Source organism: Actinosynnema sp. NPDC004786, from assembly GCF_053601135.1.
This window is the reverse complement of record NZ_JBSGBG010000027.1, coordinates 69,407-88,355: the sequence shown is the minus strand read 5'-3', so window position 1 is coordinate 88,355 and position 18,949 is coordinate 69,407. Positions and strand designations below refer to the sequence as shown.

Annotated in this window: 13 protein-coding genes; 5 read left to right on the top strand and 8 right to left on the bottom strand. The window is 73.6% G+C overall.

Going from position 1 to position 18,949, the window contains the following annotated elements; translation table 11 throughout:
* Window position 1: 1 nt before the first annotated feature.
* From ACWEFJ_RS23705 to ACWEFJ_RS23680, 6 genes are all read right to left on the bottom strand, one after another.
* Entirely contained in the window at window positions 2-751 is a 750-nt protein-coding gene (locus tag ACWEFJ_RS23705; RefSeq protein ID WP_378096409.1) for an SDR family oxidoreductase, read from the bottom strand.
* A gap of 97 nt (window positions 752-848) precedes the next feature.
* Window positions 849-2,288: a flavin monoamine oxidase family protein gene (locus ACWEFJ_RS23700; RefSeq protein WP_449715069.1), complete on the bottom strand. Its 1,440-nt coding sequence runs from the start codon at window positions 2,286-2,288 to the stop codon at window positions 849-851.
* 96 nt (window positions 2,289-2,384) lie between these two features.
* Window positions 2,385-3,557: an acyl-CoA dehydrogenase family protein gene (locus tag ACWEFJ_RS23695; protein WP_378096403.1), complete on the bottom strand. Its 1,173-nt coding sequence runs from the start codon at window positions 3,555-3,557 to the stop codon at window positions 2,385-2,387.
* On the bottom strand, window positions 3,554-5,098 hold the full coding sequence (locus ACWEFJ_RS23690) for a GMC family oxidoreductase (RefSeq protein ID WP_449715068.1): 1,545 nt from the start codon (window positions 5,096-5,098) through the stop codon (window positions 3,554-3,556). Before ACWEFJ_RS23690 ends, ACWEFJ_RS23695 begins: the two co-directional genes overlap by 4 nt.
* Entirely contained in the window at window positions 5,098-6,330 is a 1,233-nt protein-coding gene (locus ACWEFJ_RS23685) for a cytochrome P450 family protein (RefSeq protein WP_378096397.1), read from the bottom strand. The genes ACWEFJ_RS23690 and ACWEFJ_RS23685 overlap by 1 nt, the downstream gene beginning before the upstream one ends.
* Window positions 6,327-7,901 (bottom strand): aspartate aminotransferase family protein, encoded by a 1,575-nt coding sequence (locus tag ACWEFJ_RS23680; protein WP_449715067.1) that lies wholly within the window; start codon window positions 7,899-7,901, stop codon window positions 6,327-6,329. Before ACWEFJ_RS23680 ends, ACWEFJ_RS23685 begins: the two co-directional genes overlap by 4 nt.
* 575 nt (window positions 7,902-8,476) lie before the next feature.
* Between ACWEFJ_RS23680 and ACWEFJ_RS23675 the strand changes: the two genes are divergently transcribed.
* Together ACWEFJ_RS23675 and ACWEFJ_RS23670 are read left to right on the top strand one after the other, a co-directional pair.
* Window positions 8,477-8,908, top strand: a complete 432-nt coding sequence (locus ACWEFJ_RS23675) for a hypothetical protein (RefSeq protein ID WP_449715066.1) — start codon at window positions 8,477-8,479, stop codon at window positions 8,906-8,908.
* A 106-nt stretch (window positions 8,909-9,014) separates the two neighbouring features.
* The gene (locus tag ACWEFJ_RS23670; protein ID WP_449715065.1) at window positions 9,015-9,740 is read left to right on the top strand and encodes a hypothetical protein; all 726 of its coding nucleotides are present in this window, start codon (window positions 9,015-9,017) and stop codon (window positions 9,738-9,740) included.
* A gap of 65 nt (window positions 9,741-9,805) precedes the next feature.
* Here the strand turns inward: ACWEFJ_RS23670 and ACWEFJ_RS23665 are convergent, their stop codons facing one another.
* The gene (locus ACWEFJ_RS23665; RefSeq protein WP_449715064.1) at window positions 9,806-10,378 is read right to left on the bottom strand and encodes a hypothetical protein; all 573 of its coding nucleotides are present in this window, start codon (window positions 10,376-10,378) and stop codon (window positions 9,806-9,808) included.
* A gap of 378 nt (window positions 10,379-10,756) precedes the next feature.
* Window positions 10,757-13,972 carry a BTAD domain-containing putative transcriptional regulator gene (locus ACWEFJ_RS23660; RefSeq protein WP_449715063.1) on the bottom strand — a complete coding sequence of 1,072 codons (3,216 nt, stop codon included), beginning with the start codon at window positions 13,970-13,972 and terminating at the stop codon, window positions 10,757-10,759.
* 172 nt (window positions 13,973-14,144) lie between these two features.
* Between ACWEFJ_RS23660 and ACWEFJ_RS23655 the strand changes: the two genes are divergently transcribed.
* The 3 genes from ACWEFJ_RS23655 to ACWEFJ_RS23645 all read left to right on the top strand — a co-directional run bounded on the left by ACWEFJ_RS23655 (window position 14,145) and on the right by ACWEFJ_RS23645 (window position 18,780).
* Window positions 14,145-15,005, top strand: coding sequence for an NAD(P)-dependent oxidoreductase (locus ACWEFJ_RS23655; RefSeq protein ID WP_378085569.1), 861 nt, complete (start codon window positions 14,145-14,147; stop codon window positions 15,003-15,005).
* Between the two features lie 36 nt (window positions 15,006-15,041).
* On the top strand, window positions 15,042-16,541 hold the full coding sequence (locus tag ACWEFJ_RS23650; protein ID WP_378085572.1) for an MFS transporter: 1,500 nt from the start codon (window positions 15,042-15,044) through the stop codon (window positions 16,539-16,541).
* Between the two features lie 88 nt (window positions 16,542-16,629).
* Window positions 16,630-18,780, top strand: a complete 2,151-nt coding sequence (locus ACWEFJ_RS23645) for a BTAD domain-containing putative transcriptional regulator (protein ID WP_449715062.1) — start codon at window positions 16,630-16,632, stop codon at window positions 18,778-18,780.
* The last annotated feature ends 169 nt before the right edge of the window (window positions 18,781-18,949 follow it).

The following is an 18,949-nucleotide window of genomic DNA, read 5'->3' as shown; positions in this document are numbered from 1 at the left end:
GCTACGCGGACACGACCGACAGACCTCCGTCGGCCACCAGCTCGTGCCCGGTGGTGAAGGTGGCGTCGAAGCCCAGGTACAGCACCGCCGCCGCGACCTCCTCCGGCGAGCCGTGCCGCTTCATCGGGGTGATCTGGTCGCCCAGCTCGGAGAACTCCTGCCGCTCCTGGGCCGAGGCGTCCACGCCCATGCTCGGGGTGTCGATGAAACCGGGGCTCACCGCGTTGACCCGGATGCCGCGGCCCACCAGCTCGGCCGCGAACACCTGCACGAACGACCGCACGGCCGCCTTCGCGCCCGCGTAGACGCTCATCCCGGCGGTGCCGCCGTTGTTGGCGATGGACGTGGTGAAGACGATCGCGCCGCCGTCCTTGACCAGCGGGGCGAGCACCTGCGTGGTGAAGAACGCGCCCTTGGTGTTGACGCCGAAGGTCCGGTCGAAGACCTCCTCGGTCACCGCCTCCAGGGGCTCCAGCTTGGCGTAGCCCGCGTTGACGTGCACGAAGTCGACCTGGCCCAGCTTCTCCTTGACCACGTCGCCGACCGCGCGGAGCTGCGCGACGTCGGTCACGTCGCAGGCCACGACGTGCGCCCGCTCGCCGAGCTCCTCGCGCGCGGCCTCCAGGTTCTTGCCTTCGCGCCCGGTGATCAGCACCTCGGCCCCACCGGCCAGCAGCGCCTTCGCCACGGCGAGGCCCATTCCGTGCGTACCCCCGGAGATGACTGCTTTTTTACCGGCAAACCGGCTCACGAGATTCCCTCTTTCTGTTCCTCGACTCACGACCCGCACCGTGGTGGGATCATCCTCGAAGCTAGCCGGGCGGCCTCTCCATCGGCTCTCGGCGCGCTCACGCCGTCCGGAGGAGGTCGAGAGCCTGCCGCGCGGCGCGCTGCCCGCTCTCGATCGCGCCGTCGATGTACGCGCCGTTCCAGCCGGACGCGATGTCGCCGGTGGCGAACGCCAGCCGGCCGTGCGGCTGCTGGATGGCGGGCAGGTGGACGAGCTGGTCGGGGCCGCGCATGCCCCACGCGCCCAGCGAGTACGGGTCGCGGCCCCACGGGCCGACCGCGTGCTCCAGCAGCCTGGTGCCGGGCGCGATGCGGCGGATCGCCGCCTCCAGCGCGGCCCGGTCGGTGATGTCCAGCCGCGGGTCCTCGCTGAAGCCGACCGACAGCACGTCGCCGTTGGACAGCACCCGCTGCGGCAGCAGCAGCGAGACCGGGTCGCCCGGCTTGCCGGTGGCGTACACGCGGCCGTTGTCGCCGCTGGTGCGGAACCAGAACTTCATCACGTTGGGCACGCCGAGCCCGAACCGGCTGGCCCCGGCGTGCACGGCCGGCAGCCCGGCGGTGAACCGCAGCGTGCGCCACACGTTCGCCGGGACGGCCACGACCACCACGCGCGCGGACAGCACGCGACCGTCCCTCGTGGTCACGTCGACCTGGCGGCCGTTGTCGGCGATCGTGGTCACCGGCGTGTTCAGGCGCAGGTCCGGCGCGGCGTCGGCGAGGATGCGCTGGAGCAGCCCGAGCATGCCGCCGACCGGCCGGGTGGCGACCTGGGCGTCCCAGCCGGCGTGCGTGTGGCCGCCGAGCGCCCACCACTGCGCCATGCTGGTCAGGCCGCGGCTGTAGCTGTCGCCGCCGGAGTAGGAGTCGGTGACGCCCTGCAGCCACGCGCGGTCCTGCGTGGACAGTCCGAGCTGGTCGAGCCGCGCGCCCAGGGACAGCCGGTCGACCCGGGTCACCAGGTCGCGCGCGTACAGCGGCTCGTACGGGCGCGGGAAGTAGTCCCGCGTGCCCTCGAACAGCCGCGTCATCAGGCTGCCCAGGTGGTCGTTGGCGGACAGGAAGTCGAACGTCCTCGGACCGTCGGACGCCGGGTAGTAGGCCACGTCGGGGAAGGAGTCGGGGTCGCCGATCAGCGGGATGCCGTACCGCTGCAGCTCGCCGAAGGCCAGCGGCTGGGACTCGGCGATCCACTGGCCGCCCAGCTCGACCTGCTCGCCGGCGAACGTGGTGGTCCACGTCCGGCCGCCGATGCGGTCGCGGGCTTCCAGCACCACGGCCCGCACGCCCTGCTGGCGCAGCGCGCGGGCCGCGGTGATGCCGGCGAAGCCGGCGCCGATGACGATCACGTCGTGGACGGTCGACCTCGTCCTGGACGCCGAGGCGACGCCGGTCGCGGCGGCGGTGCCGGCCGCCGCCGCGATGCCGCCGACGCCCAGCGCCTTCAGCAGCGTGCGGCGGCCGATCGTGCCCTGTCGGGGAGGGTTCTGCTCGGTCATCTCATTCTCGTTCTTCCGGTCCGCGGCGGGCGGAGCACTGGCAAGGGGCACAGGACGCGGTCGGGGGTGCGCGTCCGGTCGGTCAACGGGGTCGGGTCACAGGAACGGGGTGTCGGGGTCGAGCCCGAGCAGGACGCGGCCCTGCACCTCGAGGTTGGTGGTGTCGAGCAGCAGACCGTGCTGGGCGAAGCCCTCGATGTCGCGGAAGAACCGCTGGATCGGCACGGACTTCTGCAGCACCGACGCGCCGCTCGCGCCGTAGAGGATCTCCACGGCCTCCTTCGCCAGCGCGATGGCGAACGCGGTCTCGCCGCGCAGCACGGCCCGCTCCTCGGCGGTCAGCGAGCCGCCCTCGTCGGCGCGGCCCTGGAGCAGGTCCCACCAGCCGCGGGCGAGGCCCTCGGCGGCGGCGATCTTGTTGGCCGCGGTGGCGACCTGGATCTGGGTCAGCGGGTGCTGCCGCTGGTCCGTCCACGACGTGTAGGTGATGGGCCGGCCCGGGACGCGCTGGAGGAACAGGTCCATGGCGCCGCGCGCGATGCCGATGCACGCGGCCGCGCACTCGGTGAACACCACGGGGAACAGGCCGTAGCGGCGGTCGGCGGTGAGGTGTTCGCGGCCGGGGGTGCTGTCCAGCAGGGCGTGCTCGAACGTCACCACCCGGTGCTCGGGCACGAACACGTCCTTGAGCGTGGACGAGGCGCTGCCGGTGCCGGCGGCGGCGAAGGTGTCCCAGTCGTCGGCGATGGTGAACTCGCTCATCGGGACGATGGCGATGGCCTCTTCCTCGGTGCCGTCGGGGCGGTGCACGATCGCGGCGGCCATGTTCCACGACGCGCCGCGGCAGCCGGAGTTGAACCGCCAGGTGCCGCTGAGGGTGTAGCCGCCCTCGGTCGGGGTCAGCGTGCCGGACGGGGTGAAGCCGCCGGAGATCCGCACGGAGGGGCCCTCGGCGAAGATCTCGTCCTGCGCCTGGTCCGGGTACAGCGTGGCCAGCCACGCGTTGGACACCCACACCATGGTGACCCAGCCCGTGGAGCCGCAGCCCGACGCCACCTCCTTGATCAGCTCGGCGGCCTCGGCCAGCGGCAGGTCCAGGCCGCCGTAGCGGCGCGGCGAGGCGGCGCGCAGCACGCCGGTCTTCTCCAGCAGGTGGACGTTCTCGTCCACGATCCAGCGGTTGTCCTCGGAAGCCCGGCCGTTCTCGCGCAGCGTCGGCACGATCTCGCGCACGGCCTCCAGCACGGCGGTGAACTCGCTCGTCGTCATTGCTCCTCCTGGATCAGTTCGGCGCCGCGCTCGCCGAGGGCGACGGCGTGGGCGTGGGTGTGCCCGCGGGGCACGTGCGGGATCACGGAGGCGTCGACCACCCGCAGGCCGTCGACGCCGCGGACCTTCAGCCGCGGGTCCACGACGGAGTCCTCGGCCTCGCCGACCCGGCACGTGCCGACGGGGTGGAACACCGTCTCGGCGTGCTCGCGGACGAACGCGCCGAGCCGGTCGTCGTCGGCGGGCCACGGCGTGAGCGGGCCGTCGAGCAGCGGCTTGAACACCTGCGTGTCGGCGACCTCGCGGGCGAACCGCACGCCCTCGAGGAAGGTGGGCAGGTCACGCGGGTCGGTCAGGTAGCCGGGGTCGATGCGCGGCGGCGTGGCGGGGTCGGCGTCGACCAGGTCGACGCGGCCCCGGCTGTGCGGTTGCAGCAGCACGACGCCGAGCGTGCGGGCGGCCAGCGGCGTGCCGTCGGCGTCGAACGCCGCGGGCACCCAGAGCAGTTCCAGGTCCGGCGGCCCGTCGCCGCGGTCGGCGCGGAAGAACGCGACCGCCTCGGGCAGGTTGGAGCTGAACGGGCCGGTGCGGTCGGCCTCGTACCGCCGCCGGGCCTCCGGCCCGAGGTCGGTGAACCGGGTGTCGCCGGAGGCCCGCAGCACGAAGTCCACCACCAGGTGGTCGTGCAGGCCCTCGCCGACGCCGGGCAGCGCGACCCGGGGCCGGACGCCGGCGGCGGCCAGCCGGTCGGGGTCGCCGATGCCGGACAGCATCAGCAGGTGCGGCGACCCGATCGCGCCCGCGCTCAGCACGACCTCGCGGCGCGCGGTGAGGACGCGGTCGGCCAGCCGGACGCCGACCGCCCGCCGGTCCTCCAGCACGATCCCGTGCACGAGTTCGCGGGTCAGCACGGTGAGGTTGCGCCGGCCGGCGGCGGGCCGCAGGTAGGCGTCGGCGGCGCTCCACCGCTGCCCCTCGTGCTGGGTGAGCGGGGTGAGCGCGGCGCCCGACTCGGGCGAGCCGCCCAGGCCACCCTCGATGGGCTTGAGGCCGGCTTCCGCGCAGGCGTCCACGAACGCGAGCGAGCTGGGGTCGGGGTCGCGCGGCGGCGAGATCCAGAGCGGACCGCGGTCGCCGTGGGTGCGGCCCGCGTCCGGGTCGCCCGCCCAGCGCTCGACGCGCCGGAAGTACGGCTCGAACCGCTCCCGGCCCCACAGCGGGCCGGCGTCCCAGGTGTCGAGGTCGTCGGCGTGGCCGGGCACCCACATCTGGAAGTTGATCGTGGACGAGCCGCCGAGGCCCCGGCCGCGCGGCCACGTGACCGACCGGCCGGCCAGCCCTTCCTGCGGCGCGGTGGCGAGGTTCCAGTCCAGCGCGGTGCCGAACAGCTCGGGCGTGGCGAAGGGGATCTTCACGTTCGGGTCGTCGTCCGGGCCGCCCGCCTCGATCAGCGCGACGGTGACGCCGGGGTCCTCGGACAGGCGGGCCGCCACCGCGCAGCCCGCCGAGCCCGCGCCGACCACGATGTAGTCGAAGTCCATCAGCCCAACCTCACCGGCAGGGCGGCGTGCCCGTTGGAGATGAACGACCCCAGCGGCTTCAGCTCCGACGCGGGCACGGCCAGCTCCAGCCCGGGGAACCGGGCGAACAGCGCGGGCAGGCCGATCCCCGCCTCCAGGCGGGCCAGCGGCGCGCCCAGGCAGTGGTGCACGCCGTGGCCGAACGCGACGTGCTCGCGCCGGGTCGGGCGGTCGGGGTCGAACCGGTCCGCGTCCGCGCCGTGCACCTTCGGGTCGCGGCCCGCCGCGGCGAACGCGATCACGATCGGCTCGCCCTGCCGGATGACGAGGTCGCCGAGGTCGATGTCCTCCACCGCGTACCGCATGGGCAGGTTGGTGAACGGCGCCTCCAGCCGCAACGACTCCTCGACGACGTCCTCCCAGGGCAGCGTCCCGGCGGTGACGCGGGCGCGCTGCTCGGGGTGGCTCAGCAGCAGGGCGATGGTCTGGTCGAGCAGGTTCACCGTGGTCTCGTGGCCCGCAGTGAACATCAGCAGCACGGTGTCGACCAGCTCGATCTCGCTGAGCGCGTCGCCGTCGTCGGCGCGGGCCTGGATCAGGCCGGTGGTGACGTCGTCGCCGGGCCGCTGCCGCTTGATCGCCACCAGCTCGCCCAGCAGCCGGTACAGCTCGGTCAGGTTGTGCTGGGCCTGCTCGGCGGTGACCGCGGTGTCCATGATCGCGTGGACGTAGTGCAGCAGGTCGTCGCGGATCTCGCCGGGGATGCCCAGCAGCTCCGAGATGACCTCGACCGGCAGCGGGTAGGCGAACTCCGCGCGCAGGTCGACCACCTCGCCCGCCGGGTGCTCGGCGAGGCGGTCCAGCAGCCCGGCCGTGATCGCCTCGACCCGCGGCCGCATGGCGGCGGTGCGGCGCGCGGTGAACGCCTTGGCCACCAGCTTGCGCAGCCGGGTGTGCTCGGCGCCGTAGGCGGTGATCATGTTGCGGTCGGCCACCCACACCGCCAGCGGCCACGTCTTGGCCAGCTCGCTCTCGCCGTTGCCCCAGGCGGGCCAGTGCCGGTAGGTGTCGCGCGAGACCCGCTTGTCCGTGAGCAACTGCTTGACCAGCGCCTGGTCGGTGACCCACCAGGCGAGCACGCCGTCGGGCAGCTCCACCTTGGCCGCCCGGCCGAGGGCGCGCAGCCGCTCGCCCTCGCCGTGGATGTCGCGGCCCTCGATGTCGATGACCGGAGGGGTGAGCTGGCTGGTCACGACGAGGCCCCGGTGCGGGCGAGCGCGTCGGCGTCCTTGGCCCGCACGAGCCGCGCCACGTCCCGCAGCCCCTCGGCGAAGCGGTCGATCTCCTCGTCGGTGATGTAGATGGAGGGCTCGAACCGCAGCGTGTTCGGGTTGCTCGCGGTGGAGAAGATGCGGATCCGCTTCTCGTGCAGCAGGTAGCCCGCCACCGCGAACAGGAACACGTGGTGCTCGGACCACTCGCGGAACACCTCGTTGTCGGAGTTCTCCTGGTCGTGGAACTGGATGCCGAGCATCAGGCCCCGCCCGCGGACCTCCTTGAAGACGTCCGGGAACTCGGCGGCCACCGCCTCCATGGCGGCCTTGGCCTTCGCGCCGCGCTCGGCGGCCATCCGGTAGGCCGCGCCGTCGTCGGCCTCCAGCAGCTCCAGCAGCTTGAGCGCGATCCGGCTGGAGAAGCCGTCCTTGCCGAACGTGGAGGTGTGCAGCAGCTCGAAGTCGCGGCGGTAGCGGGACTCGCGCACCAGCACGACGCCGGTCTTGGCGATGCCGCCGCCCAGCGACTTGGCCAGGATGATGTAGTCGGGGCGCAGGCCGCAGTGCACCGAGGCGAAGAACGAGCCGGAACGGCCCATGCCGCTCTGGATCTCGTCGGCCACCAGCGGGATGCCGGCCGCGTCGCACACCTCGCGCAGGGCCCGCGCCGTCTCGGTGGTCAGCGGCTTGATGCCCGCCTCGCCCATGATCGGCTCGGCGAAGAACGCGCCGAACACCGGGAAGTCCCGCTCGGCCAGCTCGACCACGCCGTCGCGGACCACGAGGTCCAGCAGCGCGACCCGCTCCTCCTCGATGATCTTCGCGGCCAGCTCGACCTGGTCGGAGGGCACGAAGCGGGCCTGCGCGGCCAGCGCCCGGAACGGGGTGCGGAAGTCGGAGTTGTAGGTGAGCTGGATGCTGCTGACCAGCTTGCCGTGGAAGCCGCCCTCCAGCGCCAGGAACAGCGGCTGCCGGGCCGCGACCTCGGTGTTGCGCCGGCGCACCTCGGCGACGAGCGCGTCGAACGAGGTGACGCCCAGCGACGTCAACGCCTCCTCGGCCACCGACGCGCCGCCGCGGACGGCCTCGGTCGCTTTCTCCACGTTGCCGTCGATCGACTCCAGCAGTTCGGCCGCCCGCATCCCGCGGTCCATCTCGGCGTGCTTGATGGCGATCTCGACCGCCTCCGCGCCGGAGTTGCCGAACAGTCCGTAGAACTTCTCGTCGGTGCCCAGCTCGCGGCGGATGATCCGGTTCAGCGCGGCCGCCACGTCGATCCCGAACGAGTAGCCGGAGAACTGCGCGTGCACCGCGACCTGCTCGTCCAACAATTGCTTGGCGTGGGCGACGATCTCGGGGTTGTTGTGGCCGAGGATCAACGATCCGAAGCCGCAGGCCAGGTCGAGGACGCCGATCTCCCCGCCCTCGCCGTCGTCGTGGTAAAGGGTGTTGCCCTCGGCCCGGACGTACTTCACGGCCAGCCCGAACCCGTCCAGCATCCCGATCGCGTGGGCGTCCGCGAATTCGGGCGCACCAGGAGAAAGGCTCATGACGTCCTCGACTTCCGTTCGGCGTTCGGCAGGAGAATCGCGCTCCATCATTCGGCGCGCTCGGTTGCCAGATATATCCCACGAGCCGGGGAGCCGTGGTCATCGCCGGTTCACGGTGCGGCCGAGGAATGGCCGATGAGCGACCGATTACCGGTCGGTGGAATTCGAGTGCCCCGCACCGGGCGGGAACGTGCTAAGGCGCGTCCGAGCGGGGTCCGCCGCGCTCGTCCCACTATGGAGCGGCCGGGCGGGGTCGAACAACCGCGGCCGCGCTCCGTGCCCGGACCCGGCACCGGATCTTCCGGCCCACCCGCTCCCCCGGCCCATCGCGCGACGGCCCGCCGATTTCCCGGCCCACCACGCGACGGCCCGCCGATTTCCCGGCCCACCACGCGACGGCTCACCGGCTCACCCGGCCCACCACGTGACGCCTCACCCGCTCCCCTGGCCCGTCGCCTGACGCGCCACCGGCTCCCCGGCCGCAGCGCGAGGAGTTACCGGATGCCGGCCGCCGTTCGGCCGCACCGGCGATCAACCCCGGCCCGCGACCCCCGCGACCCGCTTAAGGTGCCGGGATGGGGCAGGACGGGTTCGTCGAGGTGCGCGGGGCCAACCGGGGCAACAACGTGGTCCTGCGCCTGTTCGCCGCGGCGTTGGTGGTCACCGGACCGATCGTCTACGCCGCCGACGACGGCGGCGCCGTCGGCGTCGTGCTCACCGTGGTGCTGCTGCCGTTCGGCATCGCCGTGTGGCGCGGCATCGCGCGCGCCCAGCGGCGGCTGCTGCGCCTGGACGAGGTGGGCCTGCCCGCGATCGCCGAGGTGTTGACCGCGGAGCCGATCAGCGAGGACTCCACGGTCCGCGTCCGGCTCCGGCTCAGCGGCCCGGACGTGCCCGAGTTCGAGGTCGAGCACGACGCCGGGTACCACCCCGCCCTGAGACCCGGGAACAAGCTGGTCCCCGCAGTCGATCCCGACGACCACCGCGACTTCGAACTGGAGTACTAGTGCCGCATCTCGGGGCGTCGACCCGGTAATCGGTCCCGTGAGCTGATCGGCCGGGCTGGTTCCGCACGTCGGGTGCGGGAGGTCCGGTTTGCGGCATCATGTGACCATGAGCGGTGGTTTCCGGGTGGGCGAACTCGAAGTCGTGAACGACCTGAGTCCCGCGCGGTGGCTGGTCGAGCACATCCACGAACGGCCTCTCGACGTGGGCGCCATAGTGCCCACCGGATTCGCGGCATACGCACGCCTGCTGCACCCGGCTTATGAACCCGACCCGGCCACCGCGGCACGCCGCGACCTCCCCCTGGCACAGCGCAGGACAGCGCGTCGGTGGAGCGAGGTTGCGGCAGAAACCGGCGCCGTCGTTCATCCGCTGGTGCAATGGGAACGCATCGTCCCGACGTCGTACACGTACGGCGACGAGCCGGCGACCGGAGTGCTGCCCGTTGATTACGGCACCATCCTGGCCGATTTCCTGCGGTGGCACACCACATCCGAATCCTGCTGGTTCGGAGTGTGGCGAGGCAATCAGCCGCTATTGATCCCGGATGGGGCGTCGACCTTCCGGCTACCGCAACGCGAGATGTACTTGTTGCGCGGCCCCTTGTCGGGACTGGTGCGCAACCTCGCACCGGAACCGCTGCGGAAGACCGTCAACCTCTGCTGGCCGGAGGACGAGGCGTGGGTGCTCGGGATCGACGTCGATCTCAGATCCACCTACCTCGCCGCCTCCCGCCGATGCGTCACGGAACTGCTCGACCTACCCGGGCTCGAGGCGTACGCCGTCAACGCCACCGATTCGGTGACCATCGAGTCCGACTCGGTCAACCGGTGACCGCGGAGCGGCCACCCCCGGCCGAAGGACCAGAGGTGACCGCCCGGTGCCGCCGAAGGCGTGTTTCAGCAGGTGATGGCGTTACCCGGACCGAATCCCAGGGAGGGGTCGGAACTGGGCGGCCAAGTCGCCCACGACGGCGTGTACCCCGGCGGGAACCAGACGCTGAAATAGCGCCATGATCCGTAGAGGGCGTTGTGGCACTGCTCAGAAGCATTCGCCTGGACCACGGCGGCGTAGCTCCGCCTCTCCGGCCCGGACTGGGCCACCAGCGAGCCGTCGCGGTACAGGCTGACACCGGTTTCGAGCTGGCTCACGAAATCGTCGCAACTCACGACCACGACGACGTTGACCGTGCCGGGGACATGGGTGGACCGGTGCGGGTACTGCTTGTCGACCGTGCACGTGATGATGTTTTCCTGCGCGGCACTGGTGGCCGTTGCCGGAACGATCCTCGTCGCGGTGATCGTCCCTTGCACCTCGGCGCCCGCAACGCCCGAAGGCGCCCACGCCTGCGGCGCGATGGCGGACGTCCCGACAGACGGCGGAACATCCGGCAGGGCCGAAGCCACCCCCGGGACAATTGCCACCAGGACGACACCGGCAAGCAGGAGTGCCACATGACGCAACTTGCTCAAACTTCCCCCTCGACTCGTTGGCGAACACGCGACCGAACCTTGACGGGAGGTTCCCCGGAATTCGAAGTGATCGAAGAACCGCGTCGAACGTAGCGAGCCGCACGTGATCTTGGCAACCGAATAAACAAGCAGGGGGGCGACCATCCCGATGGAGCGGTTTTAGCGGCTGTTTAGCGCTTCGACGGACGGCTCCGGTAAAATGTGCGCAATTTCGGCACGACGGGCGATCCCCAACCCGCGCCGGCTGACGACCCTGCCGCATCGCCACCTGCGGATCCCGGATCGGCAGGGTCCCGTCGGCGCCATGGGCGGCCGGACGGCGGCCACCTCCCGCACGCCTGTCAGCGGGAAGGGCTTCGCCGGTCGCCCGACGACCGACTACGGGAGCCGCTGCGCGGGAACGTGGTCGGTGGTCTGGCCGATCAGGCCGTGCGCGGTGACGGGGTCGAGCGCGCGGCCGTGTGAGAAGTGGGTCTCGAACTCGTCGCCCAGCGCCGCGCGCAGGCAGCCCTCGATCCGCTCCAGGTCGCCGCGCTCCGCCGGGGGCAGTGGCGCGCCCGCGCCCTCGCGCCCGGAGGCGGCCGCGCCGAGCAGGGTGGCGGCCTCCGCGTGCCGCCCGGCCACCGACAGCGCGCCCGCCAACCCTTCCAGCGCCAGCGCGACCGACCGCGGGTCGCCGGTGGCCTTCGCCGCCGTGTACCCCTCCTGGTGCAGCGCCAGCGCGGTCGCCGCGTCGCCGCGCTGCTCGGCCACGAACCCCAGCTCGGCCAGGATCAACGCCTCGCCCACGTCGCCGTCGAGCTGGCGGCACCACCCGAGCCACCGCCGCAGGTGCGCCTCCGCCGCGTCCAGCCGCCCCTCACGACGCGCGCCCAGGCCCAGCCCCACCTCCGCGAACTGCTCGCCGAAGGTGAAGCTCTGCTCGGCGGCCAGCCGCATGGCCCGCTCGTGCAGCTCGCGCGCCTGCCCGTAGTCGCCCTTGAGCAGGGCGATCCGGGCCAGGCCCGACAGCTTGGTCGACACCTCCGACCACAACCCCAGGGTCTCGGCGATGCGCAGGCCCTCGCGGTGCACGCGCAGCGCGTCGTCGTAGTCGCCGCGCACCTCGGCCAGCGACGCCAGCGCGTCACCGGCCTGGAGCTGGCCCCAGCCGTCGCCGACGTCGCGGAACAGCGCCGCGCTCTCCTCGCCGTACTGCTGGGTCGTGCGCAGGTCGCCCCGCAGCACGGCCTGCGTCGCCAGCGCGGCCAGCGCCGCCGCCGTGCCCCACCGGTCACCCAGCGCGCGGAACTCGCTCAACGCCCGGTCGATGCGCTTCTCGCTGCTGTCCTGGTCGCCGAACCCGATGCGGGCGTAGCCCAGGAACCACCGCGCGGTGGCCCGGCCCAGCGGGTCGGCGATCTCGTCGGCCAGCGCGTCGTAGTGCTCCAGCGGGTAGGTCGACTCGCCGACGCGCAGGCTGAACCCCGCCTGCCAGGCCAGCGCCTTCGCGCGCTCCGACGGGTCCGCGTGGCCCTCGACGGCGAGCGCCGAGGCGAACGCGCGGGTCGCCTCGCCGAGCCTGCCGCGCAGGAACCAGTACCAGGCCAGCGCGTTGACCGCGCGCAGCGCCAGGTCGGCCCGGCCCTGGTGGGCGGCGGTGTCGAGGGCCACCCGGAAGTTCGCCGCCTCGGCGTCGGCCAGTTCGAGCCAGCGGCGCTGGTCCGGGCCCCGCAGGTGCGCCATCACCCGCACCGCGAAGTCGGCGTGGTAAGCGGCGTGCCGGGCCCGCACCCGGTCGGCCTCCCCCGCCTCGCGCAGCCGTTCGGCGCAGTAGGCGGCGACCGACTCGGGTAACCGGTAGCGCCGCGAGCCCGCCACGTCCGACGCGCTCACCAGGCTCCGGTCCACCAGCCGCGCGACCAGGTCCAGCACCTCGTGCTGCTCGATGCCCTCCCCGGCGCACACCTCTTCCGCCGCGTTGAGCGGGCAGCCGCCGCTGAACGCCGCCAGCCGCCGCAGCACCACGCGTTCCCGGTCCGACAGCAGGTCCCAGCTCCAGTCGATGGCCGCGCGCAACGTCTGCTGCCGGGCGGGCGCGCCGCGCCGGCCCACGGTCAACAGGGCGAACCGGTTCTCCAGCCGGGCCGCGACCTCGTGCACGCCCAGCGCGCGCACCCGCGTCGCGGCCAGTTCCAGCGCGAACGGGATGCCGTCCAGCCGGCGGCAGATCGCGTGCACGGCCTCCACGGTGGACCCGTCCAGCACGAAGTCCGGCGCCGCCGCGGTCGCGCGCGCCACGAACAGCTCCACCGCAGTGGACACGCCGTCGGCGTCGGGCAGGGTCAGCGGCGGCACCGTCCACAACCGCTCGCCCGCGATGCCCAGCGGCTCCTGGCTGGTGGCCAGCACCCGCACGCCCGGCGCGGCCATCAGCAGCATCTCGGCCACGTCCGCGACCCGCTCGACCACGTGCTCGCAGTTGTCCAGCACCAGCAGCAACTGCTTGGTGCGCAACGCCTCCGCCAGGCGGGTGGCCAGCGCCACGGGCGGTCCCGCGCCGGTCACCTCGTCCCGCACGCCGAGCACCGTGGCGACGACCTCGACCACGCCGTCCGGCGACTCCAGGGTGGCCAGCTCGACCAGCCACACGCCGTCCGGGTAGGCGTCGGCGACCTCCGCCGCGGCGGCGATGGCCAGCCGGGTCTTGCCGACGCCGCCGATGCCGTTGAGCGTCACCAGCCGGCTCGCGTCCAGCAGCGCGCGCACCTGCCCGATCGCGGCCTGCCGGCCGATCAGCGGCGTCACCGGCGCGGGCAGGTTGCTCAGCGGCCGGGCCGCCGTGGTGATCGGCGACGGCATGGGCGTGAGCTGGAGGTCCCGTTCGAGGATCGCCTGGCGCAGCGCGACCAGCTCGGCGCTCGGCTCCAGCCCCAGCTCCTCGGCCAGCGTGGCGCGCAGGGCGTCGAAGCTCGCCAGGGCCTCGCTCTGCCGTCCCGCGGCGTAGAGGGCGCGCATGTGCGCGGCGCGCAGCCGTTCCCGCAGCGGGTGGCGCGCCAGCAGGTCGCCCAGCTCGCCCGCCAGCAGGCCGTGCTCGCCGAGGCCGAGCATGACCTCGGCCCGGTCCTCCAGCGCGGTGAGCCGCAGCTCCTCCAGCCGGGCCAGCACCGGCTGCGCGAACCCGGCGTCGGCGAAGTCCGCCAGCGCCGGACCGCGCCACTGCGCCAGCGCGTCGCCCAGCAGGGCGGCCCTGGCCCGCAGGTCGGGGACCTCGTGCGAGGCGGACAGCAGCGCGGCGAACCGGCGGGCGTCCACCGCGTCGGGCGGCACGTCCAGCAGGTAGCCCGGCGACCGGGACACCACCAGGTCGCCCGCGCCCCGCTCGGCGTCCTCCAAGGCTTTGCGCAGCTGCCACACCTTGGTGTGCAGCGCGCCCGCCAGGTTGTTGGGCGGCGAGTCGCCCCACAGCGCGTCCGCCAGGCGGTCGACCGAGACCGCCTCGCCGTCGTGCGCCAGCAAACAGGCCAGGAGGGTGCGCGCCTTCACGCCCGGTACGGGGACGACGCGGTCGTCCTCCGTCCAGACGGTCAGGGGCCCCAGGATGCCGAAACGCACAAAACACACCATAACGGGAGTCGACCGCCGCCACGTGTGACGGAGAGCGTACTCACGAACACTCAGCGAGAGACCCGAGAGGTCGCCGAGAGGCGATCGGGAGGGCTCCCGGAGAGGGTGGGGGCCGTCACGATGAGGAGGGCGGAGGATGACGGCGGGCGACCGTTCGCCTGTGACGGTGATCGGCCTGGGTCCGATGGGGACGGCGCTCACCCGGGCGTTCGTGGACGCGGGTCACCCGACGACGGTCTGGCACCGGCTCCCGGGACGCCCCGACGAACCGGCGACCAACGGCGCGAACCGCGCCGCGACGCTGGTCGAGGCCGTGTCGGCGAGTCCGCTCGTGGTCGTCCGCGTGGTCGACCACCGCGCCATGCGGGAGATCGTGAACTCGCTGGGGGACGCACCGGCGGGCCGCGTGGTCGTGAACCTCACCGCGGGCACCGCGGAGGAGGCCCGCGACACCGCCGCCTGGGCGGCCTCGCGGGGCGTCGGCTACCTCGACGGCGCGATCCTCACGACCGCCGAGGAGGTGGGTGCGGACACCGCCCTGACCTTCTACGGGGGTCCGAAGGCGCTCTACCAGGAGCACGAGCCGACGCTGGCCGCGCTGGGCGGCACCGGCACGTACCTGGGCGACGACGTGGGGCTGCCCGCGCTGTACGAGGTGGCGTTGCTGGGCGTGATGTGGAGCGCGTGGGCCGGACTGCTGCACGGGCTCGCGCTGGTGTCGGCCGACGGCGTCCCCGCCGCCGACTTCCTCCCCCACGCCGAGCGGTGGCTGCGCCGGGTCGTCGGTCCGTCCGTGCCGGAGCTGTCCGCCGGGGTGGACCGGGGCGAGTACCCGGGCACGACGCTCGGCCACCAGGCGGTGGTGATCGAGCGCCTGCTCGCCGCGAGCCGGGCGGGCGGGGTGGACGACGCCCTGCCGGGCTTCCTGCTGGCACGGGTGGAGCAGGCGATCCGTCGGGGGCACGCGGGCGACGGGTTCGCCGGCCTGATCGAGGTGCTGCGCGACCCGCGTCCCGACTGAGGACTTTCACGCTCGAGCTGGGGAAGGTGAAGGAACATGGAACGCACCGAACGGGCCGGTGCCAAGGAGTGGTTGGGCCTCGCCGTGCTGGCGCTGCCGACCCTGCTGCTGTCCGTCGACGCCACGGTGCTCTACCTCGCGTTGCCGCACCTGGGCGCGGACCTGCGGCCCAGCGGCACGGAGACGCTCTGGATCATCGACGTCTACGGCTTCATGATCGCGGGCTTCCTGATCACGATGGGCACGCTGGGCGACCGCATCGGCCGCCGCAAGCTGCTCATGATCGGCGCGCTCGCGTTCGGCGCGGCGTCGGTGGCCGCCGCGTACTCGACCGACCCGGCGATGCTGATCGGCGCGCGGGCCCTGCTGGGCATCGCCGGCGCGACGCTGATGCCGTCGACGTTGGCGCTGATCACGAACATGTTCCACGACGCGGGCCAGCGCGGCGTGGCCATCGGCGTGTGGGCCGCGTGCTTCTCGGCCGGCGTGGCGGCGGGTCCGCTGATCGGCGGCGCGCTGCTGGAGCTGTTCTGGTGGGGCTCGGTGTTCCTGCTCGCCGTGCCGGTGATGGTGCTGCTGCTGGTCAGCGCGCCGATCCTGCTGCCGGAGTCGCGCGACCCCGAGCCCGGCCGGCTGGACCTGCCCAGCGTGCTGCTGTCGCTGGCGGCGATCCTGCCGGTGATCTACGGGCTCAAGGTCGTCGCCGCGGACGGCATCGGCCTGGGCGCGATCGCGGCGGTCGTCGTGGGCCTGGTGTTCGCGGTGGTGTTCGTGCGGCGGCAGCGCGCGCTGCCGGACCCGTTGCTGGACGTGCGGCTGTTCGCGCGGCCCGCGTTCATGGGCGCGTTGCTGGCCCTGCTGGTCGGGCTCGCGGTCGTCGGCGTCGTCTACATGTTCGTGACGCAGTACCTGCAGATGGTCGCGGGTCACTCGCCGCTGGGCGCCGGCCTCTGGCTGCTGCCGTCCGCGGTGGCGATGATCGCGTCGTCGATGGCCGCCCCGGCCCTGGCCCGCCGGGTCGCGCCCGGCCGGCTGGTCGCGGCGGCGCTGGCCGTGTCCGCGGTGGGCTACCTGCTGCTGGTGTTCGTGGACGGTCCGGGCGGGCTCGCGCTGGTGGTGTCCGGCCTGGTCGTCGTCTACCTGGGCATCGGCCCGATGATGGCGCTGGGCACCGAGCTGGTGGTGGGCGCGGCCCCCGCCGAGCGGGCCGGGTCCGCGGCGGCCATGTCGGAGACCAGCATGGAGTTCGGCCTGGCGCTGGGTGTCGCGGTGCTGGGCAGCGTGGGCACGGCGGTGTACCGGTCCGAGCTGCCCGAGGGGCTGCCGTCCGACGCCGTGGAGTCGCTCGCCGGCGCGTTGGCCGCGGGTGGCGCGGACGTGGTCGAGGCGGCCCGGTCGGCGTTCACCTCGGCGTTGAACGTGGTCGGCCTGGTGGGCGCGGTGGCGACGATCGTCGTCGCCGTGGTCACGGCGGTGCTGGTGCGCGGCTCGGCGGAGGCCGGGCAGGAGACCGTGGCGGAGACGAGCAACGCCTGACGGGCTTGCGCCCGACGACGTCGCGGAGGCGTGGGCCGGAGCGGGCACACCCGCTCCGGCCGGTCCGACAACAGCTGGGGGAACAACGATGGAGTTCCGATTACTGGGTCCGCTGGAAGTGCTGCACGACGGGCGACCGATCTCGCTCGGCGGCATCAAGCAGCGCGCCACGCTCGGTTTCCTGTTGCTCAAGGCGAACCAGGTGGTGCCGACCAGCCAGTTGCTGTGCGCGTTGTGGCCGGGTGAGGACCCGCCCGCCTCGGCGCGGAAGATGCTGCAGAACGCGGTGTGGAGCCTGCGCGCCGCGCTCTCGGCCACCGAGGGCGCGGGCGCGCCCCGGCTGTCCACCCAGGCTCCCGGGTACGTGTTGCAGGTGGACCCGGCGCGGGTGGACCTCTTCCGGTTCCACGAGCTGGCCGAGCGGGGCCGTGCCGAGCGCGGGCGGCCCGAGGTCGCGGCGCGGGTGCTGCGCGAGGCGCTGGGCACGTGGCGCGGCGCGGCCCTGGCGGACCTGGTGGAGAGCGGCATCTGCTGGCCGGAGCTGACCGTGGTGGAGAACGCCCGGCTCGACGCGATGGAGGACTACTTCGACGCGGAACTCGCCTGCGGCAGGCACCAGTCGGTGCTGGGCGAGCTGGAGGCGATGGTCGAGGCGGAACGGCTGCGGGAGCGGTCGTGCGGCCAGCTCATGCTGGCGCTGTACCGGTGCGGGCGGCACGCGGACGCCCTCGCCGTCTACAGCAGGCTGCGCACGTCCCTGGTCGAGGACCTCGGTCTGGAGCCCGGCCCGGCGCTGCAGAAGCTCCAGCACGCCATCCTCACCCACGACCCGGCGCTGGCGCTGCCGGCCGCCCCGGAGCAGGCCGTGGTCCGGCGGCTGCGGCCGGTGGAGCCGATCCCCGCGCCGCGGTCCTCGCCGGGGCCGCAGCGGCGGCGGCTGACCGTCGCCCTGGTGCGGGTCCGCCCGCGCCACGGGGTCGCCGACGCCGACCCGGCCGTGGTCGACCACGCGCTGGCCGAGGCGACCAGGATGGTGCGGCGCGGCATCGAGGAGCTGGGCGGCACGGTGGCGACGTCGATCGGCTCGGCGTCGCTGGCGGTGTTCGGCGGTCCCTACGCCCAGGGCGACGACGAGGCGCGGGCCGTGCGGGCGGCGTTGGCGCTGCGCGACTGCTTCGCCGACGGGATGCGCCGCGACCTCGCCGTGCACATCGCGGTGGCGACCGGCGAGGCGCTGGTGCTGACCGAGCCCGGCGTGCCGCCGACCGTCAACGGCGCGCTGGTCGACCGCTGCTACCAGGTGCTGTCGTCGGTGCCCGAGGGCGCGGTGTGGACCTGCCCGAAGACGCTGGACCTGACCGGTGCGGCGTTCGAGGCGGTCGAGACCGGGAGCGGCGAGTGGGAGGTCACCGGGTGCCGCGGCCGGGCCGACGAGGACGACAGCGAGCTGGCCGTCGTGCGCGGGCTGCTGGACCGGGCGCTGCGCCGCGACACGCCTCACCTGGTGACCGTGCTGGGTGAGCCGGACGCGTTCCTGGACCGGTTCGCCGGGTCCGTGGACGGGCCGCGGGTGCTGGACGAGCGGGTCGTCGAGGGCGAACCGCTCGGCGCGGTGAGGCAGGTGCTGGCCGGGTACTGCGACGTGCGGCCGGACGACGGTCCCGACACCGCGCGGGCCAAGCTGGCGTCGGCGCTGTGCGCGGCGGGCCGGGCGGAGGCCGACGCGCTGGCGACCCGGCTGCTGCCCCTGTTCGACACCGCGTCGCCGGGCGGGGGCGTGCTGACCGCGTGGCGGCGGTTCCTGGAGCTGGCGGCCCGCGACCACCCGCTCGTGGTGGTGCTGCGGGACGTGCACCTGGCCGGGGAGGAGGTGCTCGACGCGGTGGAACGCCTCGCCGACTCCGACCACCCCGTGCCGCTGCTCGTGGTCGTGTCCGCGCGGCAGGCGCTGCTGGAGCGCCGGCCGAGCTGGGGCGGCGGCAAACCGCACGCGGCGTCCATCACCCTGGACCCGCCGCGGGACGGCACGGTCGACCGACTGCGCCGGGTGATGCTGTCCACAGTGGACCGGTTATCGACCGGCCCCGACGCGAACGCCGACATCGACACCGACGCCGACCCGTGGCCGAAGCGGGAGCCGGAGGGCACGCCGCTGGCGTTCCGCCGCCCCGAACGGCGGGCGGTCCAGGTGATGGCACTGGCCGGGGTGGGGGTGTCGGCGGGCGCGAACGGCGCCTGACGCACCACCGGGGACCGACGCGCCGCCGCCCGCGCGCCGGTCCTCCCCCGGCCACCGGGCCGATCCGGACTCCACCGCCGATCGGCCGCCGGCCACCCCGTCGACCATGCCTTCGGCGGCGCGGACATCGGGCCGGTCCGGACGCCCATCGCCGATCGGCCCCCGTCCA